Annotated in this window: 16 protein-coding genes; 7 read left to right on the top strand and 9 right to left on the bottom strand. The window is 60.5% G+C overall.

Features of this window, described 5'->3' with window-relative positions:
- Positions 1 to 152: 152 nt before the first annotated feature.
- From KVG87_RS00810 to gnd, 3 genes are read right to left on the bottom strand one after another with little or no spacing between them, the layout of a single operon-like run.
- Positions 153 to 974, bottom strand: a complete 822-nt coding sequence (locus KVG87_RS00810) for an HAD family hydrolase (protein ID WP_217848641.1) — start codon at positions 972 to 974, stop codon at positions 153 to 155.
- Positions 971 to 2,494, bottom strand: coding sequence for a glucose-6-phosphate dehydrogenase (gene zwf / locus KVG87_RS00805; RefSeq protein ID WP_217848639.1), 1,524 nt, complete (start codon positions 2,492 to 2,494; stop codon positions 971 to 973). Before zwf ends, KVG87_RS00810 begins: the two co-directional genes overlap by 4 nt.
- A complete protein-coding gene (gene gnd, locus KVG87_RS00800) occupies positions 2,491 to 3,471 on the bottom strand; it encodes a phosphogluconate dehydrogenase (NAD(+)-dependent, decarboxylating) (RefSeq protein WP_095179978.1) in 981 nt (326 codons plus the stop codon). Before gnd ends, zwf begins: the two co-directional genes overlap by 4 nt.
- Positions 3,472 to 3,746: 275 nt before the next feature.
- Here gnd and KVG87_RS00795 point away from each other — a divergent pair, with 275 nt between their 5' ends.
- The 3 genes from KVG87_RS00795 (at position 3,747) to KVG87_RS00785 (ending at position 6,269) form a co-directional block, all read left to right on the top strand.
- Entirely contained in the window at positions 3,747 to 3,929 is a 183-nt protein-coding gene (locus KVG87_RS00795; RefSeq protein WP_016774671.1) for a DUF6026 family protein, read from the top strand.
- 210 nt (positions 3,930 to 4,139) lie between these two features.
- Positions 4,140 to 5,882, top strand: a complete 1,743-nt coding sequence (locus KVG87_RS00790) for a phosphoethanolamine transferase CptA (RefSeq protein WP_217848637.1) — start codon at positions 4,140 to 4,142, stop codon at positions 5,880 to 5,882.
- Between the two features lie 177 nt (positions 5,883 to 6,059).
- Positions 6,060 to 6,269, top strand: coding sequence for a hypothetical protein (locus KVG87_RS00785; RefSeq protein WP_217848635.1), 210 nt, complete (start codon positions 6,060 to 6,062; stop codon positions 6,267 to 6,269).
- A 115-nt stretch (positions 6,270 to 6,384) separates the two neighbouring features.
- On the opposite strand, the gene KVG87_RS00780 is transcribed toward KVG87_RS00785, so the two are convergent.
- The 3 genes from KVG87_RS00780 to zapE all read right to left on the bottom strand — a co-directional run bounded on the left by KVG87_RS00780 (position 6,385) and on the right by zapE (position 8,725).
- Positions 6,385 to 6,882: a GNAT family N-acetyltransferase gene (locus KVG87_RS00780; protein WP_073474539.1), complete on the bottom strand. Its 498-nt coding sequence runs from the start codon at positions 6,880 to 6,882 to the stop codon at positions 6,385 to 6,387.
- 125 nt (positions 6,883 to 7,007) lie between these two features.
- Entirely contained in the window at positions 7,008 to 7,589 is a 582-nt protein-coding gene (locus KVG87_RS00775) for a DinB family protein (RefSeq protein ID WP_076563029.1), read from the bottom strand.
- A gap of 17 nt (positions 7,590 to 7,606) precedes the next feature.
- Complete coding sequence (gene zapE, locus KVG87_RS00770; protein WP_217848633.1) at positions 7,607 to 8,725, bottom strand: cell division protein ZapE; 1,119 nt, start codon at positions 8,723 to 8,725, stop codon at positions 7,607 to 7,609.
- 263 nt (positions 8,726 to 8,988) lie between these two features.
- Between zapE and KVG87_RS00765 the strand changes: the two genes are divergently transcribed.
- Together KVG87_RS00765 and KVG87_RS00760 are read left to right on the top strand one after the other, a co-directional pair.
- Positions 8,989 to 10,455 (top strand): nucleobase:cation symporter-2 family protein, encoded by a 1,467-nt coding sequence (locus tag KVG87_RS00765; RefSeq protein ID WP_217848631.1) that lies wholly within the window; start codon positions 8,989 to 8,991, stop codon positions 10,453 to 10,455.
- A gap of 65 nt (positions 10,456 to 10,520) precedes the next feature.
- On the top strand, positions 10,521 to 10,994 hold the full coding sequence (locus KVG87_RS00760) for an LEA/WHy family protein (RefSeq protein ID WP_056785875.1): 474 nt from the start codon (positions 10,521 to 10,523) through the stop codon (positions 10,992 to 10,994).
- Between the two features lie 137 nt (positions 10,995 to 11,131).
- Here KVG87_RS00760 and KVG87_RS00755 read toward each other — a convergent pair whose 3' ends face one another.
- Positions 11,132 to 12,055 (bottom strand): carbon-nitrogen hydrolase family protein, encoded by a 924-nt coding sequence (locus KVG87_RS00755; protein WP_217848629.1) that lies wholly within the window; start codon positions 12,053 to 12,055, stop codon positions 11,132 to 11,134.
- Positions 12,056 to 12,139: 84 nt separating this feature from the next.
- On the opposite strand from KVG87_RS00755, the gene KVG87_RS00750 reads away from it, so the two are divergent.
- Positions 12,140 to 13,054, top strand: coding sequence for a LysR family transcriptional regulator (locus KVG87_RS00750; RefSeq protein ID WP_217848627.1), 915 nt, complete (start codon positions 12,140 to 12,142; stop codon positions 13,052 to 13,054).
- 6 nt (positions 13,055 to 13,060) lie between these two features.
- Here KVG87_RS00750 and KVG87_RS00745 read toward each other — a convergent pair whose 3' ends face one another.
- Positions 13,061 to 13,315, bottom strand: a complete 255-nt coding sequence (locus KVG87_RS00745) for a hypothetical protein (RefSeq protein WP_003224595.1) — start codon at positions 13,313 to 13,315, stop codon at positions 13,061 to 13,063.
- Positions 13,316 to 13,469: 154 nt separating this feature from the next.
- Here KVG87_RS00745 and KVG87_RS00740 point away from each other — a divergent pair, with 154 nt between their 5' ends.
- Positions 13,470 to 13,787 carry an ElaB/YgaM/YqjD family protein gene (locus tag KVG87_RS00740; RefSeq protein WP_016774661.1) on the top strand — a complete coding sequence of 106 codons (318 nt, stop codon included), beginning with the start codon at positions 13,470 to 13,472 and terminating at the stop codon, positions 13,785 to 13,787.
- 57 nt (positions 13,788 to 13,844) lie between these two features.
- Here the strand turns inward: KVG87_RS00740 and KVG87_RS00735 are convergent, their stop codons facing one another.
- Positions 13,845 to 14,873, bottom strand: coding sequence for an Ldh family oxidoreductase (locus tag KVG87_RS00735; RefSeq protein ID WP_217848625.1), 1,029 nt, complete (start codon positions 14,871 to 14,873; stop codon positions 13,845 to 13,847).
- Between the last annotated feature and the right edge of the window lie 145 nt (positions 14,874 to 15,018).

Genomic DNA, 15,018 nt, shown 5'->3' with positions numbered 1-15,018 from the left:
TGAATAAACCTGTGGGTTACCGGGGTTTGCACGCGCCGCGAAAACCTGTGGGAGCGAGCCTGCTCGCGAAGAGGTCGTGTCAGGCAACGAATCTGTTGAATGACACACCGCCTTCGCGAGCAGGCTCGCTCCCACATTGGTTTTTTGTTGCGTCAGCGCGGGAGGATGTATTTCTCGATCGCCAGGACCACGCCGTCTTCAGTGTTTGGCGCTGTAACGACGTCAGCCTGGTGCTTCACCGCCTCTTCCGCCTGGCCCATGGCAATCGAAAAGCCAGCGCATTTGAACATCGCCGGGTCGTTGCCGCCGTCGCCGATGACAGCGGTTTGCTCCAGCGGCACGCCGAGGTATTCGGCGATGGTCGTCAATGCCGTGCCTTTGTTGGCCTCAAGCGCCGTAACGTCGAGATACACCGGCTGCGAGCGCGACACTTGCGCCATGCCATTGACCTTGGGCAACAGCTGCGCCTCCAGCTCAATCAGCAACTCAGTGTTGTTGCTGGTAGCGACGATCTTGTCGATGCGCTCCAGATACGGTTCAAAACTCTCGACCACCACCGGCGGATAGCCGAGGCCACTCTGTTCACGTGGGACCATCGGCCCGTGCGGGTCCTTGAGCAGCCAGTCGCCGCCGCAGAACACCCAGATTTCCACCTCCGGTTGATCGGCAAACAGTGCCAGTGCGATCAGCGCTGTGGTCGCCGGCAAATAATGCGCGGCCAACAGCGTGCCGTCCGGTTTGACGATGGTGCCGCCATTGAACGCCGCTGTCGGCAGATCAACGCCTAGCGCCTCGATCTGCTGCAACATGGCTTTCGGCGGACGGCCGCTGGCGAGGCTGAACAGCACGCCGGCGTCGCGCAGCGAGCGCACGGCTTCGATGGTGCGTTGGTTCAGCGTGTGATCCGGCAGCAACAGCGTGCCGTCCATGTCGCTGAGCAGAAAACGGATCGGTTGTTTCGGCAAATCACTCATCCCAGGCCGTGCCAGACGCGACCATCGCGAGTCAGGAGATCTTCGGCTGCTTGCGGGCCATCTTCGCCGGCCGCATACGTCTCGATGCTGGCGTCCTGCTGCCAGGCATCAAGGAAAGGCTGCACCGCTCGCCAACCGTTCTCGATGTTGTCGGCACGCTGGAACAGCGTCTGGTCGCCGGTCAGGCAGTCGTAGATCAAGGTTTCGTAGCCGGTGGAAGGCTGCATCTCGAAGAAGTCCTTGTAGGCAAAGCCCAACTCGATGTTGGCCATGTTCAGCGCCGGCCCCGGGCGCTTGGCCAGCAGGTCGAACCACATGCCTTCGTTTGGCTGGATCTGGATGCGCAGATAAGTCGGCTGCAACTCGTCGACTTCGGTGTCGCGGAACTGTGCGTACGGCGCCGGTTTGAAGCAGATGACGATCTCGGTGTCGCGCACGCTCATGCGCTTGCCGGTGCGCAGATAGAACGGCACGCCGACCCAGCGCCAGTTATCGATCATCACCTTCAGCGCCACATAGGTTTCCGTGGTGCTGTCGGGCGACACGTTGGCTTCTTCGCGATAACCCTTCAATGGCTGGCCATCGCGCTCGCCGGCACTGTACTGGCCGCGCACCGAGTTGGCCCGGGCTTCTTCCGTCGACCAGGGACGAATCGCCCCGACCACTTTGGCCTTCTCGCCGCGCACCGCGTCAGCGCCGAAAGCAGCCGGCGGTTCCATGGCGACCATGGCCAACAGTTGGAACAGGTGATTGGGCACCATGTCACGCAATGCGCCGGTGTGTTCGTAAAAGCTGCCACGGGTTTCCACACCGACGGTTTCCGCCGCGGTGATCTGCACGTGGTCGATGTAATGATTGTTCCAGAACGCTTCGAACAGGCTGTTGGAGAACCGGCTGACCAGGATGTTCTGCACGGTTTCCTTGCCCAGGTAATGGTCGATGCGGTAGATCTGCTTCTCGCTCATGACCTTGAGCAGGCACGCGTTCAAGGCTTCGGCGGTCTGCAGGTCGGAGCCGAACGGCTTCTCGATCACCACTCTTCTGAACGCTTCGGAGGTTTCTTCAAGCAAACCGGCGCTGCCGAGACGGCGTACCACTTCACTGAAAAAACGTGGCGCGGTGGCCAGGTAGAACACCGCATTGCCGGTGCCGCTGTCGGCGATTTTCGCCGCCAGGGCTGAATAGGTGCTGTCGTCGAGGAAATCGCCCTGGACGTAGCTGATGCCTTTGGCGAGCTTGGCCCACAAGAGCGGATCAAGCATCTGATCGCCCTTGCCGACCTTCGCCGCCACTTCGGTACGGATGAAGTCTTCGAGCTTCTGCGCAAAGGCTTCATCGGTAATGGCGTTGTGATCAACGCCGACGATCCGCAGATTTTCGTCGAGCAGGCCGTCGCGACTGAGGTTGTACAGCGCCGGCATGAGCAGGCGCTTGACCAGGTCGCCGTGGGCACCGAACAGGAACAGCGTGGTCGGTGGTGCGGGTTCTGCCTTGGATTTTCTGCGGATCGTACGGGTCATTTTTTCGCGGTCTCCACGTGGCCGCCGAAGCCGAAGCGTTGTGCCGACAGGATCTTGTCACCGAAGGTGCCCTGCCCGCGCGAGCGGTAACGGGAGAACAGCGAGTTGGACAGCACCGGTACCGGCACCGCTTGCTCCATGGCCGCTTCAATGGTCCATTGGCCTTCGCCGCTGTCAGCCACGGAACCGGAGAAACCGTCGAGCTTCGGATCGCTGGCCAGCGCATCGGCAGTCAGGTCCAGCAACCACGACGAAACCACGCTGCCACGACGCCAGACTTCAGCGATATCGGCCACGTTCAGATCAAATCGCTGATCTTCCGGCAAACGTTCACTGGATTTGGTCTTGAGAATATCGAAGCCCTCGGCGAACGCGGCCATCATGCCGTACTCGATGCCGTTGTGAATCATCTTCACGAAGTGCCCGGCGCCGGCGGGACCGGCGTGAATGTAGCCATGCTCGGCGCGGTGGTCGTCGGACTTGCGATCCTTGGTGCGCGGAATGTCGCCCATGCCCGGCGCCAGTGCGGCGAACAGCGGATCGAGACGCTGCACGGTTTCGGCATCGCCACCGATCATCATGCAATAGCCGCGTTCCAGGCCCCAGACGCCGCCGGAGGTGCCGACATCAATGTAGTGCAGGCCCTTGTCGTTCAGGGTTTTGGCGCGACGGATGTCATCCTTGTAGTTGGTGTTGCCGCCGTCGATGATGGTATCGCCGGGTTCGAGCAGTTCGCTCAGGGTGTTGATGGTGTCTTCGGTCGGTGCGCCCGCCGGCAGCATGACCCAGACCGCGCGCGGCTTGTCGAGGCCGGCAACCAGTGCTGGCAAGTCGGCGACGCCGGTGGAGCCCTCGGCGACCAGGTTATCGATGAAAGCGGTATTGCGGTCGTAAACAACGGTGGTGTGCCCGTTGAGCATCAGACGTCGCGCAATATTGCCGCCCATGCGGCCCAGTCCAATAATCCCGAGTTGCATGTGCTGATGCTCCTTACTACAAATAAATGTGTGTCATTGGTTATAGCCCAACGCGACTGATGGAGGTTAGTCCAGAGCGTTGCGATGAAGTTTCCGGGCATTGTGCCCGATCCAGAGTGATAACGCCCCGAATCCTGCCGAAGACACACCGACCATGAAAAATAAAAAAGTTCCCTTCCAGGGCAAAAGAAATCAAAATTGGCGCCGATAGTAAGTCAAGCGCCTCAAAACGAGGAGTGACTTACAGTTGATGCACGCCATTTGCGAGGTGAGCAATGGGCACAGTACATACAGCAATGCCGCCACAAACCCTCTACGTAACGATCCGTCGCGATGAATTGCGCCAGTTGAAAGACGAGCGCGACCAGTTGAAGCACGAATTGGCGCAATTGCGCGCATTGACCCAGGGCTCGCAGCCGCAACCGCGTCCGGTTGTGCAGCGCGCACCCCACGCCTGATCCCCGCCTGCTTCGGGAACGGCCCTCGTCGTTCCCGACACGTTGCACCTCTGACCGCTTGATACACACCAACAGCGGCGCTTAACAAATCTTTCACACGCCCTTGGGGATACTCCGCCCCATTCTGGCCGTACCTGCGCGTGCGGCCTCTGTTCGTCGGTGTCATGGAAGCGTTCCGGCGTGGGTCTGATGATTGAGCTGGAGCGCTGAATGACATTGTTCAAACGCAGCAAAACGACTGCGACCGGTTTCGACTGGGCCGGATTCATCTGGTTGTTCGTCTTCTTCTGGTACTTCTCGGGTATTACCCAACTGCTGATCCAACTGACCGGCACGTCCGGTTTCACGGGATTTCGTCAGGCATTCGTGATGAGCGCGCTGTGGCTGGCGCCGATGCTGCTGTTCCCCAAACAGACGCGTCTGCTTGCGGCGGTCATTGGCGTGGTGCTGTGGGCCTGCTCGATGGCCAGCCTGGGTTACTTCTTCATTTATCAGCAGGAATTCTCGCAGAGCGTCATCTTCATCATGTTCGAGTCGAACGTGTCGGAAGCCGGCGAGTACATGACCCAGTATTTCGCCTGGTGGATGATCCCGGCGTTCCTCGCCCATACCGCGTTCGCCTACTTTCTGTGGACGCGCCTGCGCCCGGTGTACATGCCCCGTGGTCGCGCACTGGTTGCAGCCACCGCAATCGTGATCGCCGTCGCCGGCTACCCGCTGATCAAACAAACCATGCGCATGGGCAATTTCGCCGAAGGCTTCGAGAAATTCGAAACCCGCATCGAGCCTGCCGTGCCGTGGCAGATGGCTGTGGCGTATCACCGTTATCAGGAAACCCTCGCCGACATGCAAGGCATGCTCGACAGCGCCAGCAAGATTGCGCCACTGAAAAATCTCAAGGACGCCTCGGCCGGTCAGCCGGCGACGCTGGTGCTGGTCATCGGTGAATCGACCAACCGCCAGCGCATGAGTCTTTACGGATACCCGCGCAACACCACGCCGGAACTGGACAAGCTCAAGGATCAACTGGCGGTTTTCGACAACGTCATCACCCCGCGCCCGTACACCATCGAAGCGCTGCAGCAAGTGTTGACCTTCGCTGACGAGCAGAGCCCCGACCTGTACCTGTCGACGCCATCGCTGGTCAGCGTGATGAAACAGGCCGGTTACAAGACCTTCTGGATCACCAACCAGCAGACCATGACCAAGCGCAACACCATGCTCACGACGTTCTCCGAACAGGCCGACGAGCAGGTGTACCTGAACAACAACCGCAACCAGAACTCGGCGCAATACGATGGCGACGTCATCGAGCCGTTCAACAAGGCGCTGGCCGATGCGGCGCCGCGCAAGCTGATCGTCGTGCATCTGCTCGGCACGCACATGAGCTACCAGTACCGATATCCGCCGACGTTCGACAAGTTCAAGGATCGCCAGGGCGTTCCGGCTGGCGTGCGTGACGATCAGGTACCGACCTACAACAGCTATGACAACGCCGTGCTGTACAACGACTTCGTAGTCTCGAGCCTGATCAAGGACTACGCCAAGACAGACCCGAATGGCTTCCTGCTGTACCTGTCCGACCACGGTGAAGATGTCTTCGACTCCGCCGGCCACGGCACGCTGGGCCGCAACGAAAACAAACCGACCGCGCCGATGTACACCATCCCGTTCATGGCCTGGGCCTCGCCGAAGTGGAAGGAAAACCACGACTGGAACTTCGCCGGCGACCTCAGCCGCCCGTACAGCAGCTCGCAGCTCATTCATACCTGGGCGGACTTGGCCGGGTTGAGCTCCGATGAACTGGATCGCAGCAAAAGCCTGGTTAGCGACAGCTTTGTACCGCGCAAGCTGTTGATTGGCGACCCGTACCAGGCGCCGAGGCGAGCGTTGATTGACTTCAGTTTGATGAAGCCCAAACACCCTGATTCGGCGGAAGTCGCGCAGAAGTAAAACGATAAAGGGCCGAGAAGGCCCTTTTTTGTGCCCATCGACCGCGGTGCTTCTGTAATACGCCGCAATATTTGCGCTGAACCAGCGTTAACCCATCGTTAATGGCCGCGCCGCAGACTCTCTTTCGCGGTCTGCTTCACGGACGAACCGACTCCCACTTGTTCAGTAGGAGGCACCATGAAAACCACCACTATCATCCTCACCACCCTGCTCGCCCTCGGCTCCACCAGCGCCTTCGCTGAAGGCGGTGCCGAACGTATGCGTTATTACTACGACAATTTCCCGGTCCAGCACGCGCAAAGCGAGCAGAAGACCGTCGCCAGCGCGAAAGAAATCCGCGTCCCTGCTGACCAGACGGCGCAGGTGACCGAGTCTTATCGCGACTGAGTTCTACCGAGCAACCGATGAACCTTCCGTGGCTCCGCTCTGGCCCGGGAGATGACAGTTAGGCGCCCTGCTTGGGGCGCCTTTTTTTATGTTGGTGATTTGCGGTGAGAAGCCTTCAGGCCTGCAAATCCTTTATCCAGAACAACATCCGCCCGTGATCTGGATTGAACATCCCCGGTGCAAAGCCGAATTTGCGATACGAACCCTGCGCCACCGCATTGCCTTCCAGCACTTCCAGGGTGATCTTGCAGCAACCGCGCTGACGGGCGATGTCTTCTACCTTCTGCAGCATTTTCTGACTGAGCCCCAGGCCGCGAAATTTGCCGACCACGGCGACGTCGTGAACGTTGACCAGCGGTTTGCAGGCGAAAGTCGAGAAGCCTTCAAAGCAGTTGACCAGCCCGGCCGGTTCACCGCCGACGAAGGCCAGCACGCTGAAGGCATGCGGGCGGCGGGCGAGTTCTTCGGGCAGGCGTTGCAGCAGTTCGGGCGCGATCGGATGACCGCCGCCCATGGGATCTTCGGCATAGTGGTTGAGCACGATGCCGATGGCTTCGGCGTGCACCGGGTTGCTGTAGCTGGCCTGAAGTACGAGTATTTCTGCGGAATCCATTTCCATCCCCGATAAGCAAAAAGCCCCGGCGCGCAAGGTGCTAGCTGAAAGGCCTGGGGACATTAGCTTGGGTTTGAATGGGCGGGCAATCGGAAATTTGAAGATCAGGCTGCGATCTTTTGCGCTCAGTGGCCCCAGATGAGCTCTTCGGTCCAGCCCAGTTCGGCGAAGTCTTCGGCGCGCAATGCGCTTTCGCCGACACAGAAAAATTCATCCAGTTGCGGTGGCTTGACCGTCGTGCCGCTGAGCATGGCGTGCACCTGGCCACGATGATGGAGCTGGTGCTCGAACAGGTGCGAGAGCATGCGCAGGCGGCTGTCATGTTGCGGTTCGTCGCGAGCGATAGTGACGATTCTTGGCAGATCGGCATCGCGCAGTTGCTCGCAATAGGCGATCAGCCGGCGATCGACGCGGGCCTGTTCTGCACGCAGCGCCGCAGCCTCGGTAAACGGCTCGTCTGCATTGAAGAAAACATAGCAATCCGGGTGCGGCTCGTCCCCGCGCAATTCGCGCTCCAGCGCATCAACGTAGAACCAGTCGCAGGTGAGGATGTGATTGAGCGTGAGGCGGATGCTGGGGAAGAAGCTCACCCGTGGCGCCGCCAGTTCAGTGGTGTCGAGCTGGCTCCAGGCCTTTGCCAGGCGGTGATTGGCCCAGGCATTTTGATAGGCCATGGTCAGCAAATGATGGGACAGCGGTTGACTCATGTCGGCGCCCTCTTCTTTCAAGCTTCGGCGAAACGCTGCAGTTGCATCTCCTGCAAACGGCTGAGGGTGCGGCGGAACGGGAATTCCAGATAGCCCTCGGTGTACAGCGCCTCCATCGGAACGCTTGCCTCGACGTACAGCGGCACTTTGCGGTCGTAGCATTCGTCGACCAGTGCGATAAAGCGGCGAACGCCGTCGTCATGTACTGACAACTGCGGCAATTCCCGGTCGCCGGCGACCACGCGCTCAGCGCCGTCTTCGGTACCGCGCGCGATACGTCCTTCGCGTTTTTGTGCGCTGAGGTTCGGTACTTCGCTCAACAGAATAGCCCGGTAGCGATCACACAGGGCAATGAAGTCCATGGCGGCGAAAGGTTGTTCGCACAGATCGCTGTAGCGGCACCACAGCACGGATTCGCTGGCTTGCACCACGTTGAGTGTGCGGTGGCCCACGGCGACTGGCTCATCGCTGACAGTCTCATCTGCAGCCAGCGAGTTGAACACGGCACCCAGTGCGCTCGGCGAATCGGTCGCGCTGACAAAATAGCGCTGTTCGATCGCTCCGGGATGCAAGCGATGATCCTCGGCGCCATTCACCGCCACCACTGTCATGTGTGCCTTGATCGCCGCAATCGCCGGCGTGAAACGGTCGCGGTTGAAGCCGTCCGCGTACAGATCGTCCGGTGGCAGGTTGGACGTGCAAACGATCACCACGCCTTCGTCAAACATCACTTGAAACAGCCGGCCGAGAATGATCGCGTCGCCGATGTCATTGACGAACAGTTCATCGAAGCACAGCACGCGCACTTCGCCGGCCAGCTCTTTGGCCAAAGCGCGCAATGGATCGGCGATGCCACTGAGTTGAAACGAACGCTGGTGCACCCAGCCCATGAAGTGATGAAAGTGTTGACGCCGCGCTGGCACCCGCAGGCTCTGATAGAACTGATCCATCAGCCAGGTCTTGCCACGACCGACTGGCCCCCACAGGTACACGCCGCTGACCGAACGGGCACCGGCGTGCAAGGCTTCATGGCATTTTTGCAAGGCCCAGACCGCGTGTTCCTGGGCTTCATCCTGGATGAAACCCTTGTGGTCGACTGCGTATTGCCAGGCACTGAGGGGGGAGTCGAAAGTCATGCGCGGGAGTATGCCACGGGCGCTTGGCCATTGTTGATTAACGCGCGTGGACGATCATCGTGGGAGCGAGCCTGCTTGCGAAGGCGGCTCGTCAGTCACCGAGATGCAGACTGAGCCACCGCTTTCGCGAGCAAGCTCGCTCCCACATAGGCAGTAAAACCTGACTTTTCAGGCAGTTATTGCTCGTTGCCCTCGCCGCCCTCTTCCGGCATTCTGCGCACCCATTTTCTGACCCGGCCCCGCCTTGCGGCGCGCACCTCACCATGACCGCCTCTGACAAAACCCCGCGCAACAACGACCTGATCTACGGCCTCAACGACCGTCCGCACCTGACCGCCACGGTGTTCGCCGCGTTGCAGCACGTGCTGGCCAGTTTCGTCGGCATCATCACCCCGACCCTGATCATGGGTGGCGCCCTCGGTCTGCACAGTGAAATCCCCTACCTGATCAGCATGGCGCTGTTCGTCTCCGGCCTTGGCACCTTTGTCCAGGCCAGGCGCTTTGGCCCGGTGGGTTCCGGTCTGCTGTGCCTGCAAGGCACCAGTTTTTCCTTTATCAGTGTGATCCTCAGCGCCGGGTTCATGGTCAAGGCACGCGGCGGTGGCACTGACGAAATCCTCTCGACGATCTTCGGCGTGTGCTTCTTCGCTGCCTTCATCGAAGTGGTGCTCAGCCAGTTCATCGGCAAACTGCGCATGCTGATCACGCCGGTGGTGACCGGCACGATCATCACGCTGATGGGCCTGTCGCTGATCAAAGTGGCGATGACCGACATCGCTGGCGGCTTCGGTGCACCAGATCTTGGCGCGGCCAGCCATGTGTTTCTGGCGGCACTGGTGATCGGCACCATCGTTGTTTTGAACCGTGTCGACGTGCCGTTTCTGCGCCTGGGCGCGATCGTCATCGGCCTGACCCTCGGCTACGTGGTGGCATGGCTGATGGGCACGGTGGATTTCGCTTCGATGCCCGAGGTGCCGCTGGTCAGCGTGCCGGTGCCGTTCAAGTACGGCTTCAACTTCGATTGGGTGGCGTTCGTGCCGGTGGCGGTGATTTTCCTCGTGTCGCCGCTGGAAGCGGCCGGTGACCTGACCGCCAACTCGATGATCTCGCGGCAACCGGTGAAAGGCCCGCTGTACATCCGCCGGATCAAATCCGGCCTGCTCGCCGATGGTCTCAACTCGGCCATGGCGGCAGTGTTCAACAGCATGCCGATGGTGACCTTCGCGCAAAACAACGGCGTGATCCAGTTGACTGGCGTGGCCAGCCGCTACGTGGCGTTTTTCATCGCCGGGCTGCTGGTGTTGCTCGGTTTGTTCCCGATGATCGGCGCAGTGCTGCAACTGATGCCGAAACCGGTGCTGGGTGGCGCTGAACTGGTGATGTTCGGCACCGTCGCCGTGGCCGGGATCAAGATCCTCGCCGAGGCCGGCCTGCATCGGCGCAACATGTTGATCGTGGCGATTTCGCTGGGCATGGGCCTGGGCATCGCGGCGGTGCCGGAAGTCCTGCGCGAACTGCCGCAAGCGCTGCGCAACATCTTCGAATCGCCAATCACTGTCGGTGCGTTGTGCGCTATCGTGCTGAACATCTTCCTGCCGGAAGAATTCATCGAGCTGGAAGAAGATGATTTCGACCCGGAAGCGTCGATTCTGCAGGTCATGGAAAACCCCGACGTCGCCGCCAAAGGTGAACCCGGCCAAGCGGCGGCTGTCGCACAGTTGAACCGCTGACGTCGCGCCTTGAAAAAAGGGCTGCACCGGCGACGGTTCAGCCCTTTTTTTGTCGAGAGATTTTTATGCGCCGCGTCCACGCTGTCATCCTGTCGCTTGTGCTGTTGTCGCTCAGCGCCTGCGCACTGTTTCCCAACCGCGATCCGGTGAACATCAACGTGGTCGGCCTCGAACCGTTACCCAGCCAGGAACTGGAAGTACGCTTCGCGATCAAGCTGCGCGTACAGAACCCCAATGAAACGGCGATCGATTACAACGGCATCGCGCTGGATCTGGAGGTCAATGGTCATTCGCTGGCTTCGGGTGTGAGCGATCAGAGCGGCTCGATCCCGCGTTTCTCTGAAGCCATTGTCACGGTGCCGGTCAGCGTCTCGGCGTTCTCGGTGCTGCGCCAGACGTTGGGCCTGAGCCAGACGCAAAGCCTCGATAACCTGCCCTACGTGCTGCGCGGCAAACTGGCGGGCGGATTGTTCGGCACGATGCGCTTTACCGACAGCGGCAAGCTGAGCCTGCCTAAAGCGAGTGCGGCGACTTGGTAAAAAGTTTTCTGATCGGGCACCGATCCCTGTGGGAGCTGGCTTGCCAGCGATAGCGGTGCATCTGCCAAAAAGATGTCGACTGACATGGCCCCATCGCTGGCAAGCCAGCTCCCACAGGTTCAAAACAAGTTTCAAGGTCAGGAGTTGAACCGCACTCCCGGCTTCGCACGCTCATCAACGGTCAACTCGAAGACATCCGGCCGCGCGTAGTGGCCGACCACATCGTAGTCGTACCGCGCGCGGATCAGTTCATCGGTGTCGATCTGCGCCGTGAGCAAGCCCGCTTCCCCGCGCAACGGCCCCGCCAGCACGTCGCCCATCGGTCCGACGATCACGCTGCCACCGGCAATCAACGGTCGATCACCCGGCCAATTGGCAATCTCCACACCCAACGCATTCGGCGAGGCCTGCACCTGACAGGCGCTGACCACGAAACAGCGGCCTTCATGGGCGATGTGGCGCATGCTGACCTGCCACATCTCGCGCTCGTCCACGGTCGGCGCGCACCAGACCTCAACGCCTTTGGCATACATCGCCGTGCGCAGCAGCGGCATCATGTTTTCCCAGCAGACCACCGCGCCAAGCTTGCCGACCTGGGTGTCGAACACCGGCAGCGTCGAGCCATCACCCTTGCCCCAGATCAGTCGCTCGGTGCCGGTGGGCATGAGCTTGCGGTGTTTGCCGATCAGCCCGGCCTGCGGATCGAAATACAGCACGGTGCAATACAACGTGCTGCCGGCGCGCTCGATCACGCCGATCACCAGATTGGCCCCGGTGCGCGCTGACAATCCGGCCAGCGCGTCGGTTTCGGCGCCGGGCACATCGATGGCGTTGGCAAAATAACGCGCGAACGCCTCACGCCCCTCGGGCAGTCGGTAGCCCAATTGGGTGCCGAAGCCCTCGCCTTTCGGGTAGCCACCGAGCAAGGCTTCCGGCATCACCACCAGCGCCGCGCCGGATTCGCGGATTGCGTCTTCCCAAGCAAGGATCTGCTCAAGGGTCTCGCCTTTGCCGCCGGGCAAGGCACCGATCTGCAACGCTGCGACTATGGATTTGGCCATCGTGTTTACTCCATCAGGTTCAGGTGTTGCTGATTCTCCAGCGTCACGCGATCATGAATAAAGCCCTACCCACTGCTGAATGATATGAGTCAAATGAATATCGCCGACATCGACCTCAACCTGCTGAAAGTCTTCGAAGCACTCCACGATGAATCCAGCGCCAGCCGCGCCGCTTTGCGCCTGGGCGTAACGCAATCGGCAGTCAGCGCGGCATTGCGCCGCTTGCGTGAGGTGTATGGCGATCAGTTGTTCGTGCGCACCGGGCGCGGTCTGGCGCCGACGCTGCAAGCCAATCAGCTGAAACCGGTGATCAGCGATGCCCTGAACAAATGCCGGCAAAGCCTGGCCATGCTCGATCCGGCGGCCAATCAATACGACGGCCGCTCGGTGGCGATCGGTCTGTCAGATGATTTTGAAATTGCCTACGGGCGCCGCTTGATCGAGGAAATCGCCCGTCTCGCGCCGAAACTGCGGCTGATCTTTCGCCAGACCCATAGCCAGATCGTCGCCCGCGCGCTGATGGAGCGTAGCATCGACCTGGCGATCACTGCCGGCGGCTTTTCCGAGCGCCTGCTCAGTCGTCAGGTGTTGGGGGAAGGCGGCTATGCCTGTCTGGTCGACCCGGCCAGTCTCGCGCCAGGCCAACAGCAGATCGCGTTGCAGGAGTTCGTTGAACGCGAGCACATTCTGGTGTCGTCGGGGGGCTTTATCGGTATCACCGATGAGGGATTGGCGGCATCGGGCTTGAGCCGGCGAGTCTGCGCGTCGACCACGCATTTCGCCGCGCTGCCCTTCCTGCTCAAGGGCAGTCAGGCGGTGGCGACCATCCCGGCCCATGCCGCCGCAAGCATCGCGACGCTGAGCGGGCTGGCGTTGCTGCCCTGCCCTTTGGCTTTACCGCGCTATCCGGTGGAACTGGGCTGGCGCACCAGCACGCAGATCGATCCGGTGCTGGTCAAGGTTCGCGAGGCGATTGCCGCCACGTTCAGCCAGGCGTGAAGCGGATTATTTGTTCGCCGCCATCAGGCGATTGACTTCACTGCGCACCATGTTTGCGAATTCCGGCGGCGACATGCCGTCCAGTTCGGCGCGGACCCACTCGGCCCATTTGCCCTTGCGCTTGGAGCGCTCCCCAAACAAGCGCGCGGCTTCGCCTTTGGCTTTGCCCAGATTGTTCTGCCAGAGTTCGAACAGACGGGATTTCTCATCTTCCAGCGCTGCGCGCTCTGCGAGGGATTTGTCGGCCAGATTGAAACTCATGGGGATTTATCCTGCTGCGTAAAATGGCGACATCTTACACGCTCGAAGGAAATCTCCGGTGCAGGTTTTTCCCTTCTCCACGAATGACATGCAACTTTTCGCCTGCCGCTACACTCCATTGGTCACTGTCCATTCACCTGCAAGGAGTCACCCAATGGCCCGTAAAACCGCCTCGCAAGCTGCCGAAGAGCAAATCAAGGATCAAGCTTTCAGCGAGCTTCAGGCTCTGATCGAAGAATCGGACAAACTGCTCAAGAGCAGCGCTTCACTGGTCGGCGAAGAAGCAGAAACGCTGCGTGCACAAATCGCCCAGAAACTGCAGCTGGCACTGGATTCGGTGTCCAGCGTGCGCGACCGCACCAAACCCGCCGTCGAAGCCACCGAAAACTACATCGGTGGTCACCCTTGGCAAACCGTGGCGATCTCCGCCGGTTTCGGCCTGGTGGTGGGCCTGCTGCTCGGCCGTCGCTGAGTTCCAGCGCCACAAAAAAAGCGAGCCTTCCGGTTCGCTTTTTTTATGCCTGCACACTCACTCCCCCGCCAACTCCCGCAACTGCCCCAGCGTCTGCTCATCCAGCACAATTCCCTGGGCCAGTGATCGGCCTCGCTGCAAATGCCGTCGATCCCCCGGCAAACGCTTGAGCCCGACCCCGTGCATCTGCCGTACCAGTTCCTCGCTGCGCTGGGCAAAGCTCTGCCCCGCCGCTTTGCTCGGATCGATGACGATCAACAGCTGGCCGGTCCACGGGGTTTTCGCGCCGGGATGGTTGGACCAGTCAAACTCGAATGAGAAATTGCCGCCGGTCAATGCCGCCGCCAGCAACTCGACCATCATCGACAGCGCCGAGCCTTTATGGCCGCCAAACGGCAACAAGGCTCCGCCTTCGAGAATCGCTTTGGGGTCCTGGGTTGGCTGGCCGAGGCTGTCGACACCCATGCCGGCCGGGAGTTTTTCACCCTTGCGCGCTGCGATCTGCACATCGCCATGAGCGATGGCGCTGGTGGCAAGATCGAACACAATCGGCGCGGCGTTGGCCCTTGGCGCGGCGAACGCAATCGGATTGGTACCGAACAATGGCCGATCAGCGCCATGGGGCACCACGCAGGTCATGCTGTTGACCACGCTCAGCGCCACCAGACCTTCGTCGGCGAAGGGCTCGACATCCGGCCACAAAGCGGCGAAATGATGCGAGTTGCGAATTGCCAGGACTGCGATCCCGGCATGACGCGCCTTCTCGATCAGCAAGGGTCGGGCCGCTGCCAACGCTGGCTGGGCAAAACCGTTGCCAGCGTCAACCCGGACAAACCCCGACGCGACATCTTCAACCTGTGGCACGGCATGGCCATTGACCCAGCCGCTTTTCAGCGTCGAGACATAACCGGGGATGCGAAACACGCCATGACTGTGGGCGCCGTCGCGTTCGGCGTTGGCGCAGTTGACGGCGAGTACCCGGGCGACTTCGCTGGAGGTGCCGTGGCGCAGAAAAATCGTTTCAAGCAGTTGCGTCAGTGCTTCGAGGGACACTGTGGACGAGCCATGATCGTGTGGCGCAGACATCTGAAGCTCCAGAATGATTATTGGAGGGAACAACAGCGTACGGTCGATTTTGCCCACCGATTAACCCTGTCCGAGCTGCCAGCTGTCAACCCTTCGATTAATTGCCATTGGTTGGTGCGCCCTGATGCACATTTCGATGTCGGCA

This window comes from Pseudomonas siliginis (assembly GCF_019145195.1).
In the GTDB taxonomy this organism is placed as follows: domain Bacteria; phylum Pseudomonadota; class Gammaproteobacteria; order Pseudomonadales; family Pseudomonadaceae; genus Aquipseudomonas; species Aquipseudomonas siliginis.
This window is presented reverse-complemented; position numbering and strand designations above follow the sequence as displayed.